General features: G+C 31.7%; 28 protein-coding genes, 1 riboswitch and 1 other annotated feature (1 of these 30 cut by a window edge). Of the genes, 22 read left to right on the forward strand and 6 right to left on the reverse strand.

Going from position 1 to position 26,255, the window contains the following annotated elements:
• Positions 1 to 50 precede the first annotated feature (50 nt).
• The 5 genes from BLV37_RS06630 to ptsP all read left to right on the forward strand — a co-directional run bounded on the left by BLV37_RS06630 (position 51) and on the right by ptsP (position 6,223).
• Positions 51 to 1,154, forward strand: coding sequence for a metallophosphoesterase family protein (locus tag BLV37_RS06630; protein ID WP_091729006.1), 1,104 nt, complete (start codon positions 51 to 53; stop codon positions 1,152 to 1,154).
• Positions 1,151 to 3,328, forward strand: coding sequence for an ATP-binding protein (locus tag BLV37_RS06635; RefSeq protein WP_091729009.1), 2,178 nt, complete (start codon positions 1,151 to 1,153; stop codon positions 3,326 to 3,328). Before BLV37_RS06630 ends, BLV37_RS06635 begins: the two co-directional genes overlap by 4 nt.
• Before the next feature lie 150 nt (positions 3,329 to 3,478).
• Entirely contained in the window at positions 3,479 to 4,180 is a 702-nt protein-coding gene (locus BLV37_RS06640) for a metallophosphoesterase (RefSeq protein WP_091729012.1), read from the forward strand.
• A gap of 62 nt (positions 4,181 to 4,242) precedes the next feature.
• A complete protein-coding gene (locus BLV37_RS06645) occupies positions 4,243 to 4,506 on the forward strand; it encodes an HPr family phosphocarrier protein (RefSeq protein ID WP_091729015.1) in 264 nt (87 codons plus the stop codon).
• Positions 4,507 to 4,516: 10 nt separating this feature from the next.
• The gene (gene ptsP / locus BLV37_RS06650; RefSeq protein ID WP_091729018.1) at positions 4,517 to 6,223 is read left to right on the forward strand and encodes a phosphoenolpyruvate--protein phosphotransferase; all 1,707 of its coding nucleotides are present in this window, start codon (positions 4,517 to 4,519) and stop codon (positions 6,221 to 6,223) included.
• A gap of 38 nt (positions 6,224 to 6,261) precedes the next feature.
• Here the strand turns inward: ptsP and BLV37_RS15025 are convergent, their stop codons facing one another.
• A complete protein-coding gene (locus BLV37_RS15025) occupies positions 6,262 to 6,423 on the reverse strand; it encodes a hypothetical protein (protein WP_176967901.1) in 162 nt (53 codons plus the stop codon).
• Positions 6,424 to 6,491: 68 nt separating this feature from the next.
• Between BLV37_RS15025 and BLV37_RS06655 the strand changes: the two genes are divergently transcribed.
• The 4 genes from BLV37_RS06655 to BLV37_RS06670 all read left to right on the forward strand — a co-directional run bounded on the left by BLV37_RS06655 (position 6,492) and on the right by BLV37_RS06670 (position 9,761).
• Positions 6,492 to 7,043: a class IV adenylate cyclase gene (locus BLV37_RS06655; RefSeq protein WP_091729020.1), complete on the forward strand. Its 552-nt coding sequence runs from the start codon at positions 6,492 to 6,494 to the stop codon at positions 7,041 to 7,043.
• A 107-nt stretch (positions 7,044 to 7,150) separates the two neighbouring features.
• Entirely contained in the window at positions 7,151 to 7,828 is a 678-nt protein-coding gene (locus tag BLV37_RS06660; RefSeq protein WP_091729023.1) for a HesA/MoeB/ThiF family protein, read from the forward strand.
• Positions 7,829 to 7,916: 88 nt separating this feature from the next.
• A complete protein-coding gene (locus BLV37_RS06665) occupies positions 7,917 to 8,504 on the forward strand; it encodes a hypothetical protein (RefSeq protein WP_091729026.1) in 588 nt (195 codons plus the stop codon).
• Between the two features lie 132 nt (positions 8,505 to 8,636).
• Positions 8,637 to 9,761: an aminopeptidase gene (locus BLV37_RS06670; protein ID WP_091729029.1), complete on the forward strand. Its 1,125-nt coding sequence runs from the start codon at positions 8,637 to 8,639 to the stop codon at positions 9,759 to 9,761.
• Between the two features lie 40 nt (positions 9,762 to 9,801).
• Here BLV37_RS06670 and BLV37_RS06675 read toward each other — a convergent pair whose 3' ends face one another.
• Complete coding sequence (locus BLV37_RS06675; protein ID WP_091729032.1) at positions 9,802 to 10,002, reverse strand: DUF378 domain-containing protein; 201 nt, start codon at positions 10,000 to 10,002, stop codon at positions 9,802 to 9,804.
• Positions 10,003 to 10,202: 200 nt separating this feature from the next.
• On the opposite strand from BLV37_RS06675, the gene BLV37_RS06680 reads away from it, so the two are divergent.
• The 4 genes from BLV37_RS06680 (at position 10,203) to ppsA (ending at position 15,673) form a co-directional block, all read left to right on the forward strand.
• A complete protein-coding gene (locus BLV37_RS06680; protein WP_091729034.1) occupies positions 10,203 to 10,400 on the forward strand; it encodes a hypothetical protein in 198 nt (65 codons plus the stop codon).
• A gap of 165 nt (positions 10,401 to 10,565) precedes the next feature.
• The gene (locus BLV37_RS06685) at positions 10,566 to 11,447 is read left to right on the forward strand and encodes a YitT family protein (RefSeq protein ID WP_091729037.1); all 882 of its coding nucleotides are present in this window, start codon (positions 10,566 to 10,568) and stop codon (positions 11,445 to 11,447) included.
• Positions 11,448 to 11,661: 214 nt separating this feature from the next.
• On the forward strand, positions 11,662 to 13,065 hold the full coding sequence (locus BLV37_RS06690; protein WP_244270493.1) for a L,D-transpeptidase: 1,404 nt from the start codon (positions 11,662 to 11,664) through the stop codon (positions 13,063 to 13,065).
• A 253-nt stretch (positions 13,066 to 13,318) separates the two neighbouring features.
• Positions 13,319 to 15,673 (forward strand): phosphoenolpyruvate synthase, encoded by a 2,355-nt coding sequence (ppsA, locus tag BLV37_RS06695; protein ID WP_091729042.1) that lies wholly within the window; start codon positions 13,319 to 13,321, stop codon positions 15,671 to 15,673.
• 109 nt (positions 15,674 to 15,782) lie between these two features.
• On the opposite strand, the gene BLV37_RS06700 is transcribed toward ppsA, so the two are convergent.
• From BLV37_RS06700 to BLV37_RS06710, 3 genes are read right to left on the reverse strand one after another with little or no spacing between them, the layout of a single operon-like run.
• On the reverse strand, positions 15,783 to 16,586 hold the full coding sequence (locus tag BLV37_RS06700) for a MetQ/NlpA family ABC transporter substrate-binding protein (protein ID WP_091729045.1): 804 nt from the start codon (positions 16,584 to 16,586) through the stop codon (positions 15,783 to 15,785).
• Between the two features lie 13 nt (positions 16,587 to 16,599).
• Positions 16,600 to 17,253 carry a methionine ABC transporter permease gene (locus BLV37_RS06705; protein ID WP_091729049.1) on the reverse strand — a complete coding sequence of 218 codons (654 nt, stop codon included), beginning with the start codon at positions 17,251 to 17,253 and terminating at the stop codon, positions 16,600 to 16,602.
• Positions 17,246 to 18,259 (reverse strand): methionine ABC transporter ATP-binding protein, encoded by a 1,014-nt coding sequence (locus BLV37_RS06710; RefSeq protein ID WP_091729052.1) that lies wholly within the window; start codon positions 18,257 to 18,259, stop codon positions 17,246 to 17,248. The genes BLV37_RS06705 and BLV37_RS06710 overlap by 8 nt, the downstream gene beginning before the upstream one ends.
• Before the next feature lie 153 nt (positions 18,260 to 18,412).
• Positions 18,413 to 18,517: riboswitch (SAM riboswitch) on the reverse strand.
• A 158-nt stretch (positions 18,518 to 18,675) separates the two neighbouring features.
• Here BLV37_RS06710 and BLV37_RS06715 point away from each other — a divergent pair.
• The 9 genes from BLV37_RS06715 to pyrE all read left to right on the forward strand — a co-directional run bounded on the left by BLV37_RS06715 (position 18,676) and on the right by pyrE (position 24,949).
• Positions 18,676 to 18,882, forward strand: coding sequence for a hypothetical protein (locus BLV37_RS06715; RefSeq protein WP_091729054.1), 207 nt, complete (start codon positions 18,676 to 18,678; stop codon positions 18,880 to 18,882).
• A gap of 15 nt (positions 18,883 to 18,897) precedes the next feature.
• The gene (locus tag BLV37_RS06720) at positions 18,898 to 19,146 is read left to right on the forward strand and encodes a spore coat protein (protein WP_091729057.1); all 249 of its coding nucleotides are present in this window, start codon (positions 18,898 to 18,900) and stop codon (positions 19,144 to 19,146) included.
• Between the two features lie 194 nt (positions 19,147 to 19,340).
• Complete coding sequence (gene pyrB / locus BLV37_RS06725) at positions 19,341 to 20,282, forward strand: aspartate carbamoyltransferase (RefSeq protein WP_091729059.1); 942 nt, start codon at positions 19,341 to 19,343, stop codon at positions 20,280 to 20,282.
• Complete coding sequence (locus tag BLV37_RS06730; protein ID WP_091729062.1) at positions 20,266 to 20,697, forward strand: aspartate carbamoyltransferase regulatory subunit; 432 nt, start codon at positions 20,266 to 20,268, stop codon at positions 20,695 to 20,697. The genes pyrB and BLV37_RS06730 overlap by 17 nt, the downstream gene beginning before the upstream one ends.
• A gap of 3 nt (positions 20,698 to 20,700) precedes the next feature.
• On the forward strand, positions 20,701 to 21,903 hold the full coding sequence (locus BLV37_RS06735) for a dihydroorotase (RefSeq protein WP_091729065.1): 1,203 nt from the start codon (positions 20,701 to 20,703) through the stop codon (positions 21,901 to 21,903).
• A complete protein-coding gene (pyrF, locus tag BLV37_RS06740; RefSeq protein ID WP_091729068.1) occupies positions 21,893 to 22,765 on the forward strand; it encodes an orotidine-5'-phosphate decarboxylase in 873 nt (290 codons plus the stop codon). Before BLV37_RS06735 ends, pyrF begins: the two co-directional genes overlap by 11 nt.
• Positions 22,740 to 23,480 (forward strand): dihydroorotate dehydrogenase electron transfer subunit, encoded by a 741-nt coding sequence (locus BLV37_RS06745; RefSeq protein ID WP_091729071.1) that lies wholly within the window; start codon positions 22,740 to 22,742, stop codon positions 23,478 to 23,480. The genes pyrF and BLV37_RS06745 overlap by 26 nt, the downstream gene beginning before the upstream one ends.
• Positions 23,473 to 24,375, forward strand: coding sequence for a dihydroorotate dehydrogenase (locus BLV37_RS06750; protein WP_091729073.1), 903 nt, complete (start codon positions 23,473 to 23,475; stop codon positions 24,373 to 24,375). The genes BLV37_RS06745 and BLV37_RS06750 overlap by 8 nt, the downstream gene beginning before the upstream one ends.
• Before the next feature lie 4 nt (positions 24,376 to 24,379).
• Complete coding sequence (gene pyrE / locus BLV37_RS06755) at positions 24,380 to 24,949, forward strand: orotate phosphoribosyltransferase (protein ID WP_091729076.1); 570 nt, start codon at positions 24,380 to 24,382, stop codon at positions 24,947 to 24,949.
• A gap of 109 nt (positions 24,950 to 25,058) precedes the next feature.
• Here the strand turns inward: pyrE and BLV37_RS06760 are convergent, their stop codons facing one another.
• On the reverse strand, positions 25,059 to 25,916 hold the full coding sequence (locus tag BLV37_RS06760; RefSeq protein ID WP_091729079.1) for a DegV family protein: 858 nt from the start codon (positions 25,914 to 25,916) through the stop codon (positions 25,059 to 25,061).
• Between the two features lie 184 nt (positions 25,917 to 26,100).
• Positions 26,101 to 26,255: a binding site (T-box leader), on the forward strand (it continues 54 nt past the right edge of the window).

The following is a 26,255-nucleotide window of genomic DNA, read 5'->3' on the forward strand; positions in this document are numbered from 1 at the left end:
ATTTGATGCTTTCTAAGAATATATAGATTTCATTTTTTGGAGGTGTAGTTATGGTGATAAAATGCATCCATACAGGAGATATCCATCTTGGTATGGAGTTTAAAAGCGCAAGCTTTGATAAAAAACAGGCCAACACAAGAAGACTTGAGCTGTGGGAAACCTTTAATAGAATTATAGATAGATGTAAAGAGATAGGAGCACATATTTTACTAGTAGCAGGAGATTTATTTGAAGATGATTATTGCACAATATCAGATATTAAAAGAATAGACTCTATGTTTAGAGAGATAAGTGACACAAAAGTTATTATATCAGCAGGAAATCACGATACTCTTGGTAAAAGGTCCCTATATAAACTGATAAAATGGGGAGATAATGTTCATATTTTTGAGCCTAATACTGTGTCAAAGCTAGAGTTAGGGAGCTTAAATACTGTCGTTTGGGGTCTAAGCTGGGATAAAAAGCTTGAGCGACAAAGACTTATTGATGGTATTAAAGTAGAAGATAATAGTAAAATCAATATTTTACTAGCTCATGGAGATGCTTTAAGCAAAGAATCTAGCTATTTGCCAATAGATAAAAACAGACTAATAAATAGTGGTTTTGACTATATAGCATTAGGGCATATTCATAAGCATCAATTTTTAAGCCCAAATATTTGCTATTGTGGCAGTCCCGAACCTCTAGACTTTGGTGAAACAGGCAGTCATGGAATTATAGAAGGACAAATATCAAAATATAATACTGAAATGGAATTTAAGCCATTTGCTAAAAGAAAATTTATTATTAAAGAAATAACTATAAACGAGAATATAGACTATAATGAAATAATAGATATAATTAAAACTATTGACAACAAAGAAAGCAGAGATATGAATCTCTACAGAGTAGTTCTATCAGGTACAAAGGATAGAGATATTGAAGTCAATACAGAAGACTTAAAAGAATATCTAAAAAATGATTTTTACTATATAGAAATAATAGATAATACTACTCCTGATTATGATTTGGACAAGATATATATGGAGAATTCTAATAATATTCTAGGATTGTTCATAGAAGAAATGAGAAATAAGGGATTAGACAATGAAATAGTAAAAGATGCACTATACTATGGACTTGAAGCATTACTAAGTGAGAAGGTGAAGAAATGATTATAACAGAACTTTTTCTAAATTCCTTTGGAAAGTTCAAGAACAAAACTATTACTCTAAAGGATGGATTTAATATTATATATGGAGATAATGAAGCAGGTAAGACTACAATTCATAAATTTATCGAAGGAATGCTTTTTGGTTTTTTTAAGCCTTATAGCAAAAAAAGAATATATTCTGAGGACTACGATAGATATTTACCTTGGGATTATCCAGAATATAGCGGAATACTTAAATGCATAATAAATGAACATGCTTTTAGAATAGAAAGAAATTTTTTAAAGGGGAGTGATGAAGTAAAAATATTTGATGAAGAAACTGGTGAAGATATAAGCCATATTTCCGAATACGATAATATAACTAGGCTTCATCAGCCAACGACCACCTATATGGGATTAAATAGCACCGTATTCAATAATACAATATCAATTAGTCAGGGGAATAGTAAATCTGAGGAGGCTTTATCAAAAGAGGTAAAGGACAGCTTAATAAATTTAGGAGGCAGCCTAGACGAGGATATTTCCATTAAAAAGGTATTAGAGAAGCTTGATGAAAAAATCAACGATATAGGAACTGAAAAACGAATTAAAACCTCACCTTTAGGTAAAGTTGTTGAAGAAATAGAAAAGCTGGAAAAAGAAAAGGAAAAGGCATTATCCATTTCAATAGAAGTTAAAGACTATCAAGAAAAGGCAAATTCTCTTTTAGAAGAAATAAACCAGTTAAATGTAAAGAAAAATGAAATTGAAAACAAGATAAATCTTTTAGAGATTTACCAAGCTTTTCAAAAATATGAGAAAAGCAAGGAGTTATTAGAGGAAATAAATGAACTAAAAGTACAATTAGATGAATATGAAAATACTAAGGATTTAATCCTGTGTAATTCTAAGGAGAATAATCCTATATTTAATAATAAGAACATAAACGAAAAGCTATATAAATATGAAGAACTAGAGGAAGAAAAAAACAAACTATTATACAATAATGAATATAATAGCCTTATGTTTTTAAATACTAGAGCCGAAGAAAAATTACGCAGTTTGAGAAAAATGAATATGATAAAAATAATTTCTGTTATGGGAATTATAGTAAGCTTTTTACTTGGGCTTAAGATTTCTAAAACCATATACTATATTTCAGTTTTTCCCTTTGTAGTCCTCGTATATTCTTTCTTTTCATCTAAAGAACTAAATAAGTATGTTAGAAATTTAAAGCTTCAAATTGGAGAGATGGAGGGAAAAGACAATAGCAGAAAAAAGACAATAGAAGAGCTAGAAATAGAAATGGAGGATATACTAAAAATATTTAAGTGTAAAACAAAGGCTGATTTAAGAAGGTTGGCTATTGATATAACTGAAAAGGATCTTACTGTCAAAGATGATCTAGAGAAAAAGAAAAGCTATGAAAGGCTGTCACAGCTACTAGAGAGTAAAAAAAGCTTATATAATAATATATTAGATAATTATAGCATAGAATTTTTAAGAAAAAAATCAGAAGGCTTTACAGAAGCAATGGAACAGAGTGTAGAAGTCCTGGATAAACAAACATTATTGGAGGATTTAAGCAGCATAAATGATATAATAATAGAAACAAAGGATGAACTCACAAGGCTTGAAGAAAAAATTAGGTTTTTAAGCAATTTAACAACTGAATTAGTTCAAATTGAAGAAGAAATAATAAGAAAAAAGAATATGCAAAATGAATATGAAAATAGAAGAGAGGCCTTAATCCTTGCAAGAAGCACTATAGACAAAATATCTAAAAACATTCAAAGGGATTTTGCACCTAAATTAAACAGCATGGTTGGAGAGATTATTCAAAGTATAACATCTAATAAATATCATGATGTTAAAATAACTGAAGGCTTAAATATAAAAGTAGTAGATCCTAGAAACAATAAGCTGGTTGATGTAGAAAAGCTAAGCTGTGGAACTATTGATCAGCTATATTTTGGTATGAGGCTTGGAATTATTAATATAATAAAGGGAGAAAACAATCTTCCTCTTATACTAGATGATTCTTTTGTTCAGTATGATTATGATAGATTAGAAAACATACTAAAGCTATTATCTAAAGAAGGCTTGAAAAGACAGATAATATTATTTACTTGTCATGAAAGAGAAAAGGAAATACTTAATAAACAAGGTGTAAATTTTAACCTAGTTAATCTATAAGGATAGTTAATGTATTACATTAACTATCAGAAAACTGTAAAATTGCTGCTTTGATAATTGATGTTGAACAATAACTTTAACATAAGCCTTATGAGATTATTTTTAGATATTAAATTATCGATAGATTAAGCATTAATAGGAGGTGATATTTTGGCTATATATGGGATAGCAGATCTTCATTTAGATTCTGCAGGAGATAAGCCTATGGATATATTTGGTCATAATTGGATAAACCATCAGGAAAAGATATTTAGTAACTGGCAAAATATAATAGGAGAAGAAGACTTAGTATTAGTTGCAGGAGATATTTCCTGGGCTCTAAAACTGTCAGAGGCCTATATTGATTTAAAGAAAATAGATGAACTTCCAGGAAAAAAAATATTTATTAGGGGAAATCACGATTATTGGTGGGGGACAAAGGCAAAGCTAAAGGAGCTAGGGTTAAAGACTATAGATTTTATTCATAATGACAGCTTTTTATACCAATCCATTGCCATATGTGGAACAAGGGGCTGGGCATCTCACGATAGTGGGGAATTTGATCCTCATGATGAGAAAATATTTGAACGTGAACTAAGAAGATTAGAGGCATCTATTTCTTCTGTAAGAGATAATACATTAGAAAAAATAGTAATGCTTCATTACCCACCCTTTAATTTTGAAAATAAAGCGCCTAATGAATTTGTGGAGTTAATGTTAAAGTATAATATAAGCAAATGCGTATATGGTCATCTCCATGGGGAAGGACATAAATTTGCAGTTGAAGGATATATAGAGGGAATAGAGTTTCATTGTATATCTTGCGATTTTATTGATTTCATGCCTAAAAAAATTTGGGGTAACCTACGGTAAAATAAGGATTATGCTATTGATATAAAGGTTTTAAATATGACATTAATTTAGGAGGACTATATATGTATAGCGTAGAAGTAATGCTACAAAATGAATCAGGCCTTCATGCCAGACCAGCAAGTCAATTTGTTTTTATATCATCAAAATATAAATCCACCATTACAGTTGTTAAAGATGGAAAAGAATATAATGGGAAGAGTATACTGGGGATACTTAGTATGGGTGCAATTAAAGGAGTAAAATTAATTATAAAGGCTGAAGGTGAAGATGAAAAAGAGGCTGTAGAAGCTTTAGTGTCAATAATCAATAGCAATTTTGGAGAATAGGGGGGGTGCTATGATTGGCATTGGCGTATCGCCTGGAATAGGAATAGGAAAGGCTATTATAAAAAAGGATACAAAAATAGACCTAGTAAAAAAGCATATAGCCGAAACAGAGGAGGAAATTCAAAAGCTAAATACTGCAAGAGAAAAAGCTAAGAACCAAATAGAAGAATTGTATGAGCATGCTTTCAATACTATTGGTAAAAAAGAAGCAGGTATATTTAGGGCCCATAGAATGATATTAGAGGATCCAGATTTTTTTGGACAAATCGAAGCTAAAATTAGAGAAGAGAAAGTAAATTCAGAATGGGCAGTTTGGGAGGTAGCAAATATATTCATAAATATGTTTCAGGCAATGGAAGACGACTATATGAAGGAAAGAGCCTCCGATATAAAGGATGTAACAGGAAGACTTATTAGAATAATACTTAATGTTAAAGAGATGAAATTAAGTACGCTATCTCAAGAGGTTATTATAGTAGCTGAGGATTTAACTCCTTCAGATACAGCACAAATGGACAAGAATAAGGTTATTGGCTTTATTACTGAAACAGGTGGCAAAAATTCACACTCCGCAATAATGGCTAGAACTTTAGAGATACCTGCTGTTGTAGGTGTAGAAAAAGCTAGAACTTTTATTTCAGATGGAGACTATATTATTTTAGATGGAGACACAGGAGAAATAGTATTAAATCCTAATAAGGATGCATTAGAAGCATATAAGCAAAAAAAAGAAGCCTACATTGAATCTACTAAAAAGCTCCAAATGGTAAGAGGCAAAAAGAGCATCACTAAAGATGGATTTGTTGTAAAAATTGCTGCAAACATAGGAACACCAAAGGATGTTGAAGGAGTAATTGACAATGATGGTGAAGGCGTAGGTCTTTATAGAACTGAGTTCTTGTATATGGATAGAGACAAACTGCCTACAGAGGAGGAACAATTTGAAGCCTATAAAGAAGTTGCTATTAGACTAGAAGGTAAACCAGTAGTTATTAGAACCTTAGACATAGGTGGAGATAAGGATTTATCTTATCTTAAGCTTCCAGAGGAAATGAATCCTTTTTTAGGCTATAGAGCTATAAGGCTGTGCCTAGACAGGACAGATATTTTCAAAACTCAGCTTAGAGCATTACTTAGAGCTAGTGTATACGGAGATATTAAAATAATGTTTCCTATGATATCTGCTATAGAGGAATTAAGACAAGCAAAGGGTATTTTAGAAGGTGTGAAAGAGGAATTAAGAGCTGAAAATATAAAATTTAATAATAATATAGAAATAGGAATTATGATAGAGATACCTTCAGCAGCAGTTATGTCTGATTTGTTTGCAAAGGAAGTAGACTTCTTTAGTATAGGCACTAATGACTTGATCCAATATACGACTGCTGTAGACAGAGGCAATAGAAAGGTATCCTATTTGTATAATGAGTTTCATCCAGCACTCTTAAGGCTAATAAAAACTATAATAGATAATGGACACAAAGAAGGTATAAAAGTAAAAATGTGCGGAGAGGTTGCAGGCAACCCGAAGCTCATACCTATATTAATTGGAATGGGATTAGATGAATTTAGTATGAGTGCATCCTCTATGCTCAGAGCTAGATGGATAGTTAATAATATACTAAAAAAAGATATGGAAGGCTTAGTTGAAGAAATTCTAAAGCTACCAACTGCTCAGGAAGTAAAAGAATTTATCCAAAAAAATATACATATTTGAAACATAATATATAATAATCAAGACAGATAATAAAAAAACTATCTGTCTTCTTCTTTATCTTTAACTAATGTGGATTTTAAATCCATATAACTTATACTATTCAGAAAACATCTTAATCTATCAATTTCTCTTTTTCGTATTTTAATTATTACAAAAAACATATAAAATAGAAATACTAAAGAGATTAGTATATATTTCATACAGAATACCTCCTTAATTTGAGGATTGACATTTTTTATTAGAATAATACATAGTGGAAGGTGATAAAATGGCAAAGGAACTAGAAGTAAAGGTTTTAAACATAGACAAAGGAGCTATCGAAGAAAAGCTGCAAAATATAGGGGCTAGGTTAATAAGTAAGGAGTATCAAATCAACACTTTATATGACTCAGAAAACAAGACAATTGAGAACTTAGGTGATGGGTATTTAAGAATAAGAGAAACAAGAAATCTATTGACAGATGAAGTTGAAATCCTTTTTACATTAAAAAAGAACATATCAAGTGAAATAGCAAGAGAAAATATGGAGATAGAGACAAGGGTTTGGGATAAAGCTGCATTAAATACTATACTAAAGCATCTAAACCTTAATGTAATACATGAAGGGACTAAGGAGAGAATTTCTTATGTATTTGAAGATATAAGATTTGATATAGATACTTGGGATGTAAACACATATCCATATCCATATTTAGAGATAGAAGTATTAAAAAAAGAAGATATCCAAAAGGCTGTAGAGCTTTTAAAAATAGAGGCTAGAAATGTTACTACAAAATCATTAAGAGAGCTTAGAGCAGAGCTAAATCTAGACAAAATATAGACTCTTAAAACACATGATAGTATAGAGGCAGCTAAAGCATTTTACGAAAAATATACTAAAAGCTAGGGTCATGTTTTACAAATACTTGCTTAGATGGAGGGGTAATAGTGAAGAGATATTCTAGAAACATGAACATGCTAACAACGGAAGAAAATAATAGCTTAAGCAGCTTTAAAGTTTGTGTTATTGGCTGTGGAGGACTAGGTGGATATATAATAGAAATGCTTTCAAGATTGGGTATAGGACAGATTACAGCTGTAGATTATGATGTGTTTGAAGAAACAAATTTAAATAGACAAATTTTATCCAGTATGAGCTCTTTAGGAAAATCAAAAGCCATAGTAGCAAAAGAAAGAATAAGCAATATCAATCCATTAGTAAAAATAGATCCTATTATTGAAAAACTAACGGAAGAAAACGCAGTGGAAATATTAAAAGGGCATGATGTAATAGTAGATGCATTAGACAATGTAAAAACTCGCTTGGTTGTAGAAAAGCATGCTGAAAAACTCAACATTCCACTTGTCCATGGAGCAATAGCAGGCTGGTATGGACAGGTAACTACTGTTTTTCCTGGAGAAAAGACTCTTAGTATATTATATGGAGATAAAGATACTAAGGGACTTGAATCAGAGCTAGGTAATCCTTCCTTTACTCCAGCATTGGTAGCTTCTATAGAAGTAAGTGAAGTACTTAAAATATTGATTAAAAGAGGGGCTCTTTTACGGAAAAAGCTCCTTATGATAAATACTTTATCACAGGAGTATGAAGTAATAGAGCTATAGTAGCTAATAATTAATCACCTTTATAATACTAATACATAAAATAAAATAATGAGATATTATGGACTTAGAGTATAAGGTGGTTATTAATATGGACAATAATACATTCAAAAACCTCAAAAACATAGCTATAGTAGCACTGCCTCTTTTAATGCTTTCTCTTCTAAAAAAAGATGAAGGATTTAAATTGAATATGAACCTTAGTAATAACTATGAAGACAAGGCTAAGATGCTAAGGGAAATAAAACCCTATTTTCTTCAAGAAGACCAGCATATCCTAGGCAAGGTACAGGATATTTTCGAAATACTTAATATGATTAAAAGAATAATTGAAAATGATTATAATGATAAGGTTAAATCCTCAAATCTAAACCTATCTATTATAGATAGAAAGGGAAAGATACTATCTGAAATGGTAAATTATCTGGGGGACAATAACAAAACAATGGCTGAAAGCATTGTAAATACCAAAAACAATATACTTAAAGCAAAAGAAAATCTTAAAGGGTATTCTCAATTAGCTTCAACTCAAAACTTAGATAGACTCACATCTATGGTTAAGCTTGCAAACTGCATAGAACCAATTCTTCCTGATAAAGGGAAGGTGCAATCTAGAAAGCTACAGCAGATTGTAAATATAATGAAAGCCTCTGACGAGAGCTTTAGGCCTTTATATTAATAAGGGCTTTTTAATTTCTCTTTGTTACCTTTTATTGCCTTTTGTTAAAAAACTGTAATTTTTAAAGGGATTATAATAGGGATATAGAATACTAATATTTGATATAATTATAATTTTTGAGGAGGGAAAATGATGAGAGACATTAGATTACAAAAGTTAGCACATTTGATAATCAACTATTCATTAAATATCAAGAAAGGCGAATATTTGCAAATACGTGGAAGTGTAGTTACTGAGCCTTTGCTAAAGGAATTATATAGGGAGGCACTAAAGGTAGGTGCATATCCTGAAATAACAACTTATTTAGAAGGTGTTGGAGAAATTCTATTAAAAGAGGGAAATGACGAGCAACTTAACTTTGTATCTCCAGTTAGTAGAACTTTCGCAGAAAAATATGATGCTACGATACACTTGCTAGGTGGAGTAAATACAAAGGAATTAGCTGGCGTTGATCCGCAAAGAATCGTTGCAAGAAGAAGGGCAATGAAAGAAATCATAGATATTCAGCAAAAACGTGAAGCTAAAGGTGAATATAGATGGTGCTTAACTCAATTTCCTACACATTCTGATGCTCAAGAAGGTAATATGTCTCTTGATGAGTATGCAGACTTTGTCTTTAAAGCAGGTCTAATTGATAAAGAAGACCCTACAGCAGAATGGAAGAAGATTTCTGAACAGCAAGAAAAGGTTGTAAAATATTTAGACCAAAAGAAGGAGATCCATATAATATCAAAGGATACTGACTTAAAAATGAGAACAGAAGGTAGAAAATGGATTAACTGTGATGGTAAAGTGAACTTCCCTGATGGAGAAGTATTTACAGGACCAGTAGAGGATTCTGTAGAAGGGTACATAAGGTTTAGCTTCCCTGGAATATACGCAGGAAAGGAAATAGAAGATATTAGACTTACTTTTGAAAAAGGAAAAGTAGTTAAGGCTGAAGCAGCAAAGGGAGAAGAACTTTTACTTGCTATACTAGACACAGACCAAGGCTCTAGAACTCTAGGCGAAATAGCCATAGGTACAAACTATGGAATTCAACAATTTACAAGGAACATGCTTTTTGATGAGAAAATAGGTGGAACAGTACACGCCGCAGTAGGGTCTGCTTACCCAAGTACAAATGCGAAAAATGAATCTAGTATTCACTGGGATATGCTATGTGACATGAGAGATGGAGGCAAGATATATGCTGACGGCGAGCTATTCTATGAAAATGGAGAGTTTTTATTTGATGTAATAGAAAAAGGAATATAAATAGGTAAAAAGAAAAAGTCGGATACCCGACTTTTTCTTTTTACCTATCAACTCTTTCTCTATCTCTAAATAATAAGGTTATACAGTACAATCCAGCCAATCCTACAAGCCCATATACTATTCTGCTTAAAATAGTAGCAGGACCTCCAAAAAGAGTAGCCACAAGGTCAAATCTAAATAGAGAAATAAGTCCCCAGTTCAGTGCCCCAATAATAACAAGCACTAGTGCTACTGTATCCATAGAATCCCTCCTTAAATTATTATAGATTCATAAATTATTATTTCATTTTTTTGCCTAATTATACCTATTCGATTAGAGATTAACAATTACTTGTATAAAAAGTAACATTTTTCTCTTAGGAGAATAAGATATAGTATGAAACTTTAGCTTACATAGCTTTGAGTTCACTAATAAATTATATATTTGAAGGGGAGGATAGTATGTCACAGGAAATCAGTAGTAACATTCCAGTTGAAAGAGAATCATTTTTTGGGGAAAACAACGAAAGCTTATTATTTTTCTTCTTAATACTAGTTATTATCTTTTGCAATTGTGGTTTATTTGATGAAATGAACGAAAGTTTACTTTTCTTCTTTTTACTGTTAATCATAATATTTTGTAAATGCTTTGATTTCTAAACAGTAGTTTTTGAGCCCCCAAAATACAGATTTCAATCCTATTGAGATCTGTATTTTTGTTTAGATATTAACACTATTATGTGCTATAATGTAAAAGTAATAAATGTATAATTTAGAACAATAAAGCAGCAAGAAAACAGCAAGACTAAGGAGAATAAAGTAAAGATGAGAGATGAATATACTAAAGGCACAAATACAAAAATGTCAAAAACTATTTTCAAAAAAATATTCTTTATTATCTTGGGTAATTTATTATGTGCTATAGCCTTTAATGTGTTTTTTATACCAAACAAGCTTCTAAGTGGAGGTATAGGTGGTATTGGAATTATGATACAATATTTAACCGATATACCATCAGGAATATCTGTCTTAGCTATGAATTTACCGATTTTTATCATGGGAGTACGTTTAGTAGATAAGGAATTTGTAACCTATGCATTTATTTCTATGCTTATTTTTTCTTTTTTACTAACTGTGACTAATGGCCTTGGAGAGTATATTGTAATTGACGATAGATTGCTAGGCTCAGTTTTTGGAGCAGTATTGAACGGAACTGGTATGGGACTTATGTTCAGACATAGAACCTGTCAAGGAGGCCTTGACATAATAGCTGCAATTCTTAAGAAAAAATATAATGTAAATATAGGAACAGGGCTTATGATGGTAAACACTGTAGTTATGCTTATCGCATCCTTATTATTTGGCTATAAATCAGCAATGTATACATTAATAGCAATGTATATAGGATATCAAATATTAGATAAGGTACAGATAGGATTTAATATGAAAAAGAATATATTAATAGTATCGGATAAGTCAGAAGAGTTGGCAAAAGCAATAATTGAAGAACTTCATAGGGGAGTAACTTTTCTAGAGGGCATGGGTGGATATAAAAAGGAAAACAAAAAAGTTATATATTGTATAGTAACATCTAGCGAGGTAGTTAAGCTAAAGAATATTGTTGAATTAATAGACCCAAAGGCTTTTTTAACAATAAATGATATAGTAGAAGTAAAAGGAAGTAGTTTTCAATCTGTAGGAATGTAATATAGATTAATTAATTGGACTATTAAAGCTTATAAATGTATTATTATAAGATGAAAATTGGATTAATTAACTTATCAAAGAAGTATAAAAAGCTTAAATCTTTTTATACTTCTTTTTATATTTAATATTCCTTAATTTACCAATGCATAGTATAAGCCTTTTTTAATTTTTTGGTTAAACTAAATACACTGGGAGGTGTATTTAATTGAAAAAAGTGATTTTGACTATATGTGTTTTAGCTTTGATACTTACATCATGTAGCATTGATGGATTAAGAGTACCAGAAAAGCCTAATAAGAACATTCAAAAAAGTGGACCAGATATTGACACTAGTGAAGGAGGAACTGGGGGAGAAAGCATTACCTATAGAGATGATTTAGAGAATAACATAAACTATATAGACGTAAATGTGGATATGGGATTGACAAAAGATTTTATTAGTGAAGCTAATGGCAAGAAAGACATATTGTTTCAAAATAATATGGCAAATAAGGATGTAAATAGACCTAACACAGATAGACTTACTAATAGTATAAATGTCGCTGGCAATGCACAAATGTATGTAACTCTAATACCTGATGACATAGATGTGGATTTACTATACAAAGAATACAATATACCTCTAGATTATCTTTTAATTACATCAGAAGACACAAATATTTACTCAGAACCAAATCTAGATTCAGATGCTTTAGGAAAGGCTGAACAGCTTTCTAAGGTAAAGCTTGAGGGCAAAGCAACCTTCAACTATTTAAATCAGACAAATGAATGGTATTTACTGTCTTGGATAGAAAATGGGAATACAACCTATGGATATGTTACAGTAGACAAAGGAGTTCCTAGAAAATTTAGATTTGACAAAATGTCTGAAGAAATAAAGAGTTTAGAATTTGAATTAGAAAAATATCAATATGGATATATATCAAATTATAAGGATAGAAATGGTTCTCCTCCCCTTATCAATGGTAAAGCTGTAGATAGTTTTGGAATTCAAGCATATCAAAGTGCTCCTGCTTATTATAGCCTTGAAAACAAAAATGAATTTAGATATTTTCCAGATGGAATGCTCGTGTCTATATTAGATGAGGATAAGGGGCATTTTAAAGTCAAAAATTTAGCTTATGAAGGAGAATATTGGATACCTAAGCAGTTCATATCCTTTGATGATAATTTAGATAATTTAAATAAGGTTATAGTAGTAGATAAGACAAACCAAAATGAAGCTTTATTTGAAAACAGAAATGGAAGATGGACTATGATTTCATACACATTAGCTACTACTGGGATGTCAGAAGAAAACAAATATGAAACACCTACTGGTAGCTTTAAGGTGCTTCAAAAGAGAGATAAATTCTATTACTTAAACCATAGAACTAATCAAATAGCAGGCTATGCACCCTATGGCACAAGATTTTCTGCTGGAGCTTATGTTCATGGCATCCCAGTAGAATATAAAGTTGTAGATGGAGAAAAAATAGACCCTGGAATGAAAGAATATTTAGTAACCATAGGCACTACTCCTAGATCTGCAAAATGTGTAAGAAACTATACCAGCCATGCAAAGTTCGTATATGATTGGGCAGATATGAACGATACAGCTGTAATTATAATGGATTAAAAATGCAGAGATTTAATATGAAGATATAGCTGAGAGATTAAAATATGATTTAAATTTAAACAATATTTTGTAATGCTTTTAGAGGACGCCATCAGGCGTCCTTTAAAAAGGCTAAATGTGACACGCTAAATATATTTTTATGCTTTGAATATAAAAAAACATGTAAATACATAATAAAAACACAAAAAAAGTATGTCACATTTAACTATATGTGATATAATATATAAAGAAATATAAGAAAGGAGCAAAACAAATGGGGAAATACAATTATATAGTGTGGTTTAATGAAACAAATAAGGAAGACATACCAATAGTAGGAGGAAAGGGTGCAAACTTAGGGGAGTTAACTATTAAGGGAGTAAACGTGCCACCTGGATTTTGTGTAACAGCTTCTGCCTATACAGATTTTATTAGTAAATCAAAATTAGAAAAGGAAATAGTAAAGATATTAGAGGATTTAGACGTTGAAGATTCTTCAGAATTGCAATTAAGAAGCGCAGGCATAAGGAGCTTAATCATTAAAGCTGGTATACCCATTGAAATAGAGAAAGAAATAATCAAGGCATATAAGGAGTTTAGTAAAAGAATAAACATGGACAATCCTCAGGTAGCTATTAGAAGTTCAGCTACAGCAGAAGATTTACCAGAGGCTTCTTTTGCTGGACAACAAGATACATATCTTCATATAAGTGGAATAGAAGAAATACTAAGGCATATAAAAAGGTGCTGGGCATCCCTTTGGACTTCAAGGGCTATTTATTACAGACATCATCAAGGCTTCAAGCATCAAGATGTAGCATTAAGTGTTGTAGTTCAAAAAATGGTAAATAGTAAAATATCTGGAGTTATGTTTACAGCAAATCCTGTGAATAGCGACTTAAATCAAATTATGATTAATGCAAGTTGGGGGCTTGGAGAAGCTGTAGTTTCAGGAATAGTAACACCAGATGAATTTATCCTTGATAAAAAAACCTTAGATATTGTTGAGAAGAATATTGCTGAAAAAAATCTGATGGTAATTAAAAATTCAAATGATGTAGGAACTCTTGAGGTAAAAGTTGAGGAATATTTAGGATATGACAAAGTAAACAAGCCTTGTTTAAATGATTTAGAAGTATCAAATTTAGGTAGAAATGGACTTATAATTGAAGATATTTATAAATCGGCTCAGGATATAGAATGGGCATTAGATGCTGATACGGAAGAATTATATATTTTACAAGCAAGACCTATTACTACTTTGAAAAAGGAGAGTGCAGATATGAATATTGAACAAAATAATGAATTAGTAACCTTAGTAAGAGGTTTACCTGCATCCCCAGGAATAAGTAGCGGTAAAGTAAGGAACATTAAAGATATTACTGAAATTGATAGAGTAGAGGATGGAGATATACTAGTAACAGTAATGACAAATCCAGATATGGTTCCAGCCATGAGAAGAGCAGCTGCAGTAGTTACTGATGAGGGCGGAAGAACATGTCATGCAGCTATTGTTTCAAGAGAGCTAGGTATACCATGTATAGTAGGTGCAAAAAAAGCAAGCGAAGAGCTTACAGAGGGAATGGAAATAACTGTAGATGCTACTAGAGGAGTAGTATATAAAGGAACAGTACTTCAAGAAAAGCAAAAAAAAGAAGAAAAAGTGACTACAACAGTAGGTATAAATGAAGAATTAATACATCAATTAGCACCAATTACAGCAACAAAGATATACATGAACTTAGGCGAGCCAGAAATGATACAAAGATATAAAAGCCTTCCTTTTGATGGTATAGGCTTAATGAGAACAGAGTTCATTTTCACAAATCTAGTAGGAGCACATCCTATGTATCTATTAAAAACTGGTCAAGGGCAACTACTTATAGATAAAATGTCAGAAGGAATTACAAAAGTAGCTCAAGAAATATACCCAAGACCTATAGTAGTTAGACTAAGTGATTTTAGAACAAACGAATTTAGAGGATTAAAGGGTGGAGATGAAGTAGAGCCAATAGAAGCTAATCCAATGATAGGTTGGAGAGGTGTATCTAGATATATTTCACCAGAATACGAAGAAGGCTTTAGGCTTGAATGTAGAGCTATAAGAAAAGTAAGAGAAGAATATGGACTTACAAATGTATACGTAATGCTTCCATTTGTGAGAACCACATGGGAATTAAAAAAGGTTAAGGAAATAATGGCTGAAGAGGGGCTAGAACAAGGCAGAAACTTTAAGCTATGGATAATGGCAGAGGTACCATCTGTAGTATTTGAAGCAGAAGAATTTGCACAAATGGTAGATGGATTTAGTATAGGAAGTAATGACTTAACTCAGCTTACAATGGGGGCTGATAGAGACTCAGGTATCCTAAACAACATGGGATATTTTGATGAAAGAAATGAAGCAGTTAAAAGAGCGATATCCATATTAATAAAAGCTGCTCATAAATATGGAAAGACTATATCCATATGCGGACAAGGCCCATCCCAATACCCAGAATTTGCAGAGTTTCTAGTTCAAGAGGGAATAGACAGCATGAGTGTAAATCCAGACACGGTTTCCTACACAAGAAGACTTGTAGCATCAGTTGAACAAAAAATTATGTTAAATAAGTTGAGAAGCTTATAAAGTATATAAAAGAGAGACTCTTCATTCAGAATGCAAATGGAGAATCTCTCTTTTTTGTTTTTAGTTGAGTAAACTAAGGGGTGAATCTAGTTAAAACCTTGAGTCTATATTAAAATGATGGTATAACTCCGCCTTCATATTTTTCTTGGATGAATGCTTTAATCTTTTCAGATTGAAGAGCTTTTAATAGAGCTTTAAGCTTAGGACTACTTTCTTCTCCTTTTCTTACTGCAACTATATTAGCAAAAGGTGAATCAGATCTTTCCAGAAGAATAGCATCTTTGGCAGCAGATAAATTAGCTTGTATAGCATAGTTTCCGTTGATTAAAGCAGCATCTACTTCATCTAGTGTTCTAGGTAGAAGTGCAGCTTCAAGAGGTTTGATTATAAGGTTTTTAGGATTTTCAACTATATCATTTTCAGTAGCATTTAGTCCTACGCCTTCTTTTAACTTAATAAAGCCTTTATCCTCAAGAAGATTAAGAGCCCTTCCACCGTTAACTGTATCGTTTGGAATAGCTATTGTTGCTCCATCCTTTAATTCATTTATATCACTAAATTTATTTGAATATAGTCCCATAGGTTCTATGTGAACATTCCCCAATGAAACTAAATCAAGCTTATTTTTTTCATTAAATTCAAGTAAGTATGGTAAATGTTGAAAGAAGTTTGCATCTAGTTCTTTTTGAGCCACAGCAAAGTTTGGCTTTACATAGTCAGTAAATTCAATTATTTGAAGTTCATAGCCTTCTTTTTCTAAATCTTCTTTTATTAGATTTAGCATTTCACCATGGGGTTCTGGAGTAGCACCTACTATTATAACCTTATCATTACCTGTCTTAGGCTGACAGCCTGTGATTATTACCGATGTTAATAAGACAATTACTAATAAAACATTCAAATATTTTTTCATTTATTATTCCTCCTTATTTTCTTTTGTCAATTGAATACGAAATCTTATTACCTAATAGCTGTATTAATTGAACTAATACTATAATAACTATTACAGAAGCTATCATTACATCTGTTTGATATCTATGATATCCATAACGTATGGCTAAATCTCCTAGTCCACCTCCTCCTATAGCACCTGCCATGGCAGAATATCCAATTAAATTTATTATGGTCATAGTAATTCCTAGTACTAATGAAGGCATAGCTTCTGGAATCAATACTTTTGTAATAATTTCAAATGTAGAGGCACCCATTGATGAAACTGCTTCAATTATTCCTTTATCAACTTCTTTAAATGCACTTTCCACAATCCTAGCTACGAAAGGAGCTGCTGCAATAGATAGTGGTACAACAGTGGCAAGGGTTCCTATGGTTTTACCAACTATTAATTTTGTAAGTGGCATTATAAAAATCATTAATATAATAAATGGGAAAGAACGAAATATATTTACTATTCCATTAAGAATAGAATTTAAGGTTATTCTTTCCCATATTCCATCCTTTTCTGTAATGACTAATAAAATACCCAGAGGGAATCCAAGTATCAATGAAAATATTGTAGATATTGCAACCATTATAATAGTCTCCCATAAGGAAGGAAGTAAAAGAAGGATAATATTACCCATTCCATATCACCTCTAGGTCTATATTTTGACTTCTAAGCCAATCAAATGCTTTTTCTTTTTCCTTGTTTTCACCAGTTATTTGAACTAAAAGATTACCTACGCTAGTCGTCTGAAGCTCATCTATATCTCCTGACAATATATTTATGTCTATTTCAAATTTTCTAATTAGATTAGATATAATTGGTTTTTTAGCAGAATCTCCTAGATAGCTTAATTTAATTACTGTAGAGCCAGAAATCTTAGGATATATATTCTCTGACTGACTGCTTCTTTGAATATGCGAGATAAAAGCTTTGGCAGTGCTGGTCTTAGGCTTTGCAAATATTTCTTCTACAGTATTTAGTTCTATGATTTTACCATCTTCTATTATGGCAACCCTATTACATATCTCTTTAATAACCTCCATTTGATGAGTTATAAGCACTACTGTTAAGTTAAACTCCTGTTGAATTTTTTTCAATAGATTAAGTATTGCTTTAGTAGTTTTTGGATCAAGTGCTGATGTAGCTTCGTCACATAAAAGTATCTTTGGATTATTTGCTAATGCACGAGCTATAGCTACTCTTTGTTTTTGACCACCACTTAGCTGAGATGGATAGGCATCTTTTTTATCAGCCAATTCTACAACTTCAAGCAGCTCATTTACTCTTTTTTCTATAGAACTTTTATCGTACCCACTTATCTCCAAAGGGAATGCAATGTTTTCAAAAACTGTTCTTGAATTTAGAAGGTTAAAATGTTGAAATATCATTCCAATTTCTTTTCTTGTACTTCTTAGTTTCTTTTTATCTAGTTTTATAATGTCAGTGTCCTCGATAAATATTGTACCTTCTGTTGGTTCTTCAAGCCTATTAATAGTCCGAATAAGTGTAGATTTTCCAGCACCACTAAGACCTATGATTCCAAAAATTTCGCCTTTATATATTATTAGGTTGATATCCTTTAAAGCTTCTACATTAGAAGTTTTGCCTTTAAAGCTCTTGCTTAAATTCTTAATTTCAATCATTGCTTTACCTCCATAATGAATTACTGTAATAAAACTCATTGCTAAACGAGTGCATGAACATAAATAATAAACCTGTATTTATTTTAAGAACTCAATATAACTGAAAAGCCTCTTTCAAATGAAAGAGGCTAAATTGCATACACTATCTATCCTTTCTCATCTATCAGCATATTATGCTGCTGGAATTAGCACCTCGTGTTACACAACACCGGTTGCTGGGCTTCATTGGGCCAGTCCCTCCGCCTCTCTTGATAAGAGTTTATTATTATTTAATTTTTAAGGTTATTATATTTACTTATTTTAAGGCTAATGAGCAACATTGTCAATAGTTTTTTTAAAAGTTTTTTATAAATATTAATAATTTTTAATCAATTGAGACAAAATACTAAATGATTAAATATGAAAGGAGAGGTTAAATGGCTTTACAAAACCCAATAAATTTAAACCAAATTAACCAATTAGAGCTTCAAAATTTAAGAGAGATAGTTAGTAGTCACAAGCTTATGAATACTAAGCTCAATGAGTATGCTAGCATGTGTCAGGACACTCAACTAAAGCAAATGTTTAGTCAAGGAGCTCAAGACGCTAATACTACAGCACAAAACTTAATTCAATCTATATAAGAGGAGGTTTGCAAATTGCAAGAAAGAGATATAGTAAATGATGTATTATCAATGACAAAGGCTAGTATGCAATGTTATGGCACTGCTATAAGTGAATGTTCAAATCAACAGCTTAGAAGCGCTTTACAAAAGCTAAGGGACGAAGCAGAGCAATTTCAATATCAATTGTATCAAATAGCAGAGCAAAAAGGTTATTATACGCCTGCACAAAATGCTAACCAACAAGATATATCTCAAGTAAAAAATCAGCTTAATCAAGGATAGAATAGGGACTCATTTTGAGTCCTATTTTTCCATAAATTTTTATTGATTTTTAGAAACTATAGTGATAACATACATAAGGAAATAAAAAACTTAATTAACTAGTGAAGTTTGGAGGGGGGATATTAAAAAACAACCACTTTATGTTGACATTTTAAAGCCTTAAGCTAGCCGGCAATACTAAGAGGAGGAATAATATGCTAAAAGGAAGACATTTAATTGACCCCATGGATTTTGCGATTGAAGAACTAGAAGAAATATTTGAATTGGCAGACGAAATAATAAAAAATCCAGAGAAATATTGTCATTTATGCCATGGGAAAATACTGGCCACAATGTTTTTTGAACCAAGTACTAGAACTAGATTGAGTTTTGAAGCCGCCATGCTAAGACTTGGTGGAAGGGTGCTAGGGTTTTCAGAGCCTAACTCAAGTTCAGTTGCAAAAGGAGAAAGTATTGCAGACACCATCAGAACAGTTGGTTGCTATACTGATATAGCAGTTATAAGGCATCCAAAAGAAGGAGCACCAAAACTTGCATCAATGTATTCTAACATTCCATTAATCAATGCAGGTGATGGAGGACACCATCATCCCACTCAAACATTAACAGATCTTTTAACCATCAGAAGCGTTAAAAAAAGTCTTTCAAATTTAACCATAGGCCTATGTGGAGATCTTAAATTTGGTAGGACAGTCCATTCTTTGATAAAAGCAATGTCTAGATACGAAAACAATAAGTTCATTTTGATTTCCCCACAAGAATTACGCATACCAGAATATATAAGAAAAGAAATCCTACAAAAAAACAAAATCCCTTTTATAGAAACAGAAAAAATTGAAGAGCATATGTCGGGACTGGATATACTCTATATGACAAGAGTACAGAAAGAGCGATTTTTTAATGAAGAAGACTATGTGAGACTAAAAGATAGCTACATTTTAGATGTGGAGAAAATGAAGCTAGCAAAGTCAAACATGGTTGTTTTGCATCCTCTTCCAAGAGTTAATGAAATCTCCCATGAGATTGATAAGGATCCTAGAGCTTTCTATTTTAATCAAGCAAAGTACGGTATGTATGTAAGGATGGCTTTAATATTAAAACTATTGGGGGTGGTAGATAATGGTTATGATAAATAATATTAAAAAAGGAATAGTAATTGATCACATTGAAGCAGGTCAAGGAATAAAGATATTTAACTATTTAGGTTTAGATAAGGCAGACTATACAGTAGCTTTTATAAAAAATGCACCTAGTAAAAAATTTGGGAAGAAGGATATGATCAAGATAGAGAATGTAATTGACTTCGATTTAACAGTGCTTGGTTTTATTGACTCTAATATTACAATAAATATTATTGAAAATGAAGTTATTATAGAAAAGTTAAAACCAAAACTTCCTCTTAAAGTAGAAGATGTAATGAAATGCAAAAACCCTAGATGTGTAACTTCAATAGAGAGAAATATAGTTCATTCATTTATACTAGTAGACGAAAAGAATGGACACTATAGATGCGAATATTGTGATGAGATATATCATTTTCTAGAGGTGTAAAATATGGAGCTATTAATAAAAGGTGCTAGAATAATAGATTGGCGCCAAGATATTACATCAGATGTGTATATAAAAAACGGTACTATTCAAGATATAGGCAATAATATACAGGTGGATTGTAAAATTATTGAGGCTAAGGGTTTGGCCCTTCTCCCTTCCTTTGTAGATATGCATTGCCATTTTAGAGAACCAGGTTTTGAGTATAAGGAGGATTTACTGTCAGGAAACCTTGCTGCAGTTAGAGGCGGATACACAGCAGTTAATCTTATGGCAAATACAAATCCAGTATGTAGTAATATGGAAGTAGTTAACTATGTACTAAATAGAGCTAAAGAAATTGGATTAATTGATGTACATCAATCTGTTTCTATAACTAATGGATTTGATGGACATAGTATTTATCATCTTGACAATATAGATGAGTCAGTAAAAATCATATCTGACGATGGAAATGGAGTAGAAAACAATAGAGTAATGCTTCAAGCCATGTTAAAGGCAGTGGAAAAAAACCTTATTATAATGTCACATGCAGAGGATAGAGAATTAAGCCTATATGATACTGCATTATCAGAAAACATATCTACGATTAGAGATATTGAGCTAGCAAATTATACTAAAGCCAGACTTCATATGGCTCATGTAAGTACAAAAGAGGCTTTACAATATATTATTGACGGAAAAAGGAAAGGAATAAATATAACCTGTGAAGTTGCTCCCCATCATATTGCTCTAGATAATAGTACAGAGTATAAAGTTAATCCTCCCTTAAGAAATAAAGAGGATGTAAATTTTCTAATAGAAGGTATAAAGCAGGGGTGGGTAGATGTAATAGCCACAGATCATGCACCTCATAGTGCTTTAGATAAGGAAAAAGGCTTACCAGGGATATCAGGACTAGAAACTGCTTTTTCAGTATGTTTTACCAAGCTTGTAAAAGAAAAACATATTTCACTTAATAAGCTGTCAGAGCTAATGTCTAAAAATCCTGCTAATATAATGAGATTAAACAAAGGTCAAATAAAAAAAGGTTATGATGGAGATTTAGTAATAGTAGACTTAGAAAAAATGTACCATATAGATATATCTAAATTTGCATCTAAGGGTAAAAATACCCCTTTTGACAAAAGTAAAGTTTGGGGTAGTATAGAAGCTACTATAAAAGCAGGGGAAATTATATATTCAAGGGAGGGATTATATGATAGTTGATAAATTATATGAATCAGTAAGGAAAAAAAGTGTTGTATGTGTAGGATTAGACACAGCAATTGAATATGTACCAAAAAGTTTTCAGGAGAAGTATTTCGCAATATCAGATACAATATTTGAATTTAATAGAAGAATTATAGATGCTACCTATGATATAGCAGCTTGCTTTAAGCTACAAATCGCATATTACGAAGCTTTAGGAATAGAGGGACTTATAGCTTATAAAAGGACAATTCAATATATTAGGGAGAAAAAATGTATTGTGGTAGCAGATATAAAAAGAGGAGATATTTCAAAAACGGCTGAAATGTATGCAAAGGCTCATTTTGAAGGAGACTTTGAAAGTGACTTTATTACACTAAATCCTTATATGGGAATGGATAGCATAACACCTTATTTAAGCTATGTTAGAGAAAAAGAGAAAGGATTATTTATACTTATTAGAACCTCTAACGAAGGAGCTCATGATATTCAATATATTAAAGATTCAAATGATAAACCTGTATACAAACTTGTAGGAGATAAAATAGAAAACCTAGCAAATGATTACATTGGTAAATGTGGATATAGCTCTGTAGGTGGAGTTGCAGGGTGTACCCATGTAGATGAAGCTAAGGATATTAGGAAAGATTTAAGTAATATGTTTTTCCTTATTCCTGGATATGGTGCACAAGGAGGAAAGGCTAAGGATGTTGCTAGATATTTGAAAAATGGGAATGGAGGAATAGTTAATTCATCAAGAGGTATTCTGCTCGCTTATAAAAAACATGATAATGATGATAATTTTGATGTCTATGCTAGAGAAGAAGTATTATTCATGAGGGAGGACATTAATAATGCAGTCAAAGCATATGAAGGCTAAAATTCTTGAAAACAAAGAAATAGCACAAAGTATTTTTAAGCTAATAATTAAAGGTAAGTTTGAGGGAAAGTCAGGACAATTTTATATGTTGCGTAGTTGGAATAGAGAACCTTTATTATCTAGACCTATTAGTATTCATAACATAGATGAAAATAAGATAGAATTTCTTTATGAAATAAGGGGAAAAGGAACAGAAATATTTAGTAATTTAGAGAAAGATGATTATATTGAGCTTTTAGGGCCTTTAGGTAATGGGTTTGATATAGATAATATTAAAGGCAGAGTAGCTATCGTTACTGGCGGGATTGGCATAGCTCCAATGTATTATGTAGCAAAATCCCTCAATGGTTGCGTAATTGACTTCTATGCAGGCTTTAGAGACATAGCGTATCTAATTGATGATATTAATAAAATAGCAAATAGAGTATATATATCTACAGATACAGGAAGCTATGGTTATAAAGGATTTATTACAGAAATATTTGATTCAATTAATTATGATATTATACTTTGTTGTGGTCCTAACATTATGATGGATAAGGTTGTGAAGACTTGTTTAGATAACAATAAAAAAATATATATTTCTAAGGAAAATTACATGGCCTGTGGAATAGGAGCATGCTTAGGCTGTACATGTAGTACAAGCAATGGAATGAAAACAGTGTGTAAAGATGGACCAGTTTTTAGCGGTGAGGAAGTGATGAACTATGCTTAGTGTGAACATATGTGATGTGGAATTAAAGAATCCTGTTATAGCAGCATCTGGTACTTTTGGATTTGGGAAGGAATATTCCGGATTTTTTGATGTCTCTAAGCTAGGTGGTATATGTACTAAGGGCTTAACAATACATAAAAAAGAAGGCAATAAAGGTATTAGGCTTTATGAAACAACTGGCGGTTTAATAAATAGTATAGGGCTTCAAAATCCAGGCATAGATAATTTTATATCTAATGAACTACCTTTTATGAATGAGCTTGATACAGGTATTATTGCTAATCTTGGCGGAGGAAGTATAGAAGAATACATTGAAGGGATATATAAACTAAATGAAACTAATGTAGATTTTATAGAGCTAAATATATCTTGTCCTAATGTAAAAGCAGGGGGAATGGCTTTTGGTATAAAATCTAGTGTTGCATATAAAGTTGTGTTAGAAGTATGTAAACTTTCTAAAAAGCCTATTATTGTAAAACTTTCCCCAAATGCAGAAGATATTGTAGACATGGCCATAAAATGCTGTGAAGCAGGAGCAGGGGCAATATCATTAGTAAATACTTTTAAGGCCATGGCTATAGATATATACAACAAAAAACCAGTATTTGATAATGTGTTTGCTGGATTATCTGGTCCAGCTATAAAACCTATAGCACTAAGAATGGTTTATGAAGTATCAAATGCAGTAGAGGTTCCTGTAATTGGGATTGGTGGAATAATGGATTGGAAAGATGCTATAGAATTTATAATGGCAGGTGCAGCTGCTGTTCAAGTAGGTACTGCAAATTTTATTAAGCCTGATATATCCTTAGACATTATTCAAGGAATAGAAGCTTTTTTAAAAGCAGAGGGAATCAAATCAATAAATGAAATAAAAGGAATAGCAAGGAGGTAGGGTTGTGGTTTTAGATATACTTAGAAAAACTGAAGCTTTATTAGAGGGACACTTTTTATTATCATCAGGTAAGCACAGCAATAAATATATTCAGTGTGCTAAGGTTCTTCAATATCCAGAGGAATCAGAAAAAATATTAAGCAAAGTTGCTAATCAATTGACTGATTTAGAAATAGACATAGTTTTAGGTCCTGCTATGGGTGGAGTAATAGTGGCTTATGAACTAGGAAGACAATTAGGCAAAAAAGCAATATTTACAGAACGAGAAAAGGAAAATGATACTGTAGTTTTAAGAAGAGGATTTGAGATAAAGAAAGGAGAAAAGGTTTTAATATCTGAAGATGTAATAACCACTGGAAAATCTGCTTTAGAAGCTATAGAATTAGTTGAAAATATGGGAGGAGAAGTAGTTGGTATAGCTTGTATAGCTGATAGAAGTAAAGGGAAATTAAGGTATCCTGTATATAGTGCTGTAGAATTAGATATAGACAGCTATGAAAGTGACCAGTGTCCACTTTGTAAAAAAGGAATACCTTATGTAAAGCCTGGTAGCAGGAAAAAATTTAAGGGTTAATAATAGATGTAATTATTTAATATAGGTCAAACAATGCAAAATGGAGTTACATGAGGAATTAAAATATCTGTAACTCCATTAAGTTTAATAGAGAGTATCTGTTTTGGTTTTATATCTTTTCATTTAATATGTATAATATTCCAACGGTATTAGGACCGCAATGGCTAGAGATGACACAGCCTGCGTCAGTAATGATGACTTCTTCTACATCTAATTCCTTTTCAAGCTGTTCCTTTAAAAAGTTAGCATCTTCAAGGCCTTCAGTATGAGTTACAAATACTCTTTTCTTATCCATGCTATCCTTGTCTTTTAGAGCATTTTCTAGCATAGTTTCAAGAATCTTTTCTCTTTTTCCCCTTGCTTTCTGTCCTACAATCATACCACCATCTACTACTTTAATTATAGGCCTAATTTTCAAAACACTTCCCATTAATGCTTGAGTAGCAGAACATCGTCCACCCTTATAGAGGTAATCTAAAGTATCTGGTACAAAGGCAGTTTCCACATTAGGAGCCAATTCTCTTAATTTGGCTGCAATATCTTCTACACCCATACCTTCATTGGCAAAATCTACAGCTTTCATTACAAGTAATCCTATGCCAGTAGACAAGTTAAAGGAGTCTACTATTTCTATTTTTGCATTAGGAAACTCGCTTGCAGCGATCTTTGCATTTTGTAGTGTAGATGATAGCTTTGATGAAATACCTATATAAAGTATATCTCTTCCTTCTTCAACAAATGGTTTAAAAGCATTAACAAAGTCTAAGGGTGATGGGGCAGAGGTTTTAGGAAGCTTATCGTATTCAGCTACCTTAGTATATAGATCTTTGGTTGTTATCTGGACTCCATCCTTATAGGACTCGTCATCAAACCCTACATAAAGAGGAACTATAGAAATTTGATTGTTTTCTATAAGATTCTTGCTTAAATCGGAAGTGCTATCAGCAAATATTTTAATTTTACTCATAGATGTAAATCCCCCTTTCTACGCCTATAAAAATATTATACTATTAATCGTGACAATATAACAATAATAATTATCTATAATAAAATTGATTTAAAAACAATACCCAAATATAGGATAATAATATAAAAAATAATAAAAGTGTTTACATTTATATATAATTATATATAATAGTTATAATAACATATTTAAATCAATGAATGAGAGTAGTAGACATTTTTTCTAGCCAAAGCGATTCAGGGATGGTGCAAGCCTGAAGCTTAGATATTTGTTGAATGGACTCATGAGTTTAAGCTTGAAATAGCAGTAAAGCTTAACGGGAATCTACCGTTATAGATAGAG

The organism is Proteiniborus ethanoligenes (genome assembly GCF_900107485.1).
Classification (GTDB): domain Bacteria; phylum Bacillota; class Clostridia; order Tissierellales; family Proteiniboraceae; genus Proteiniborus; species Proteiniborus ethanoligenes.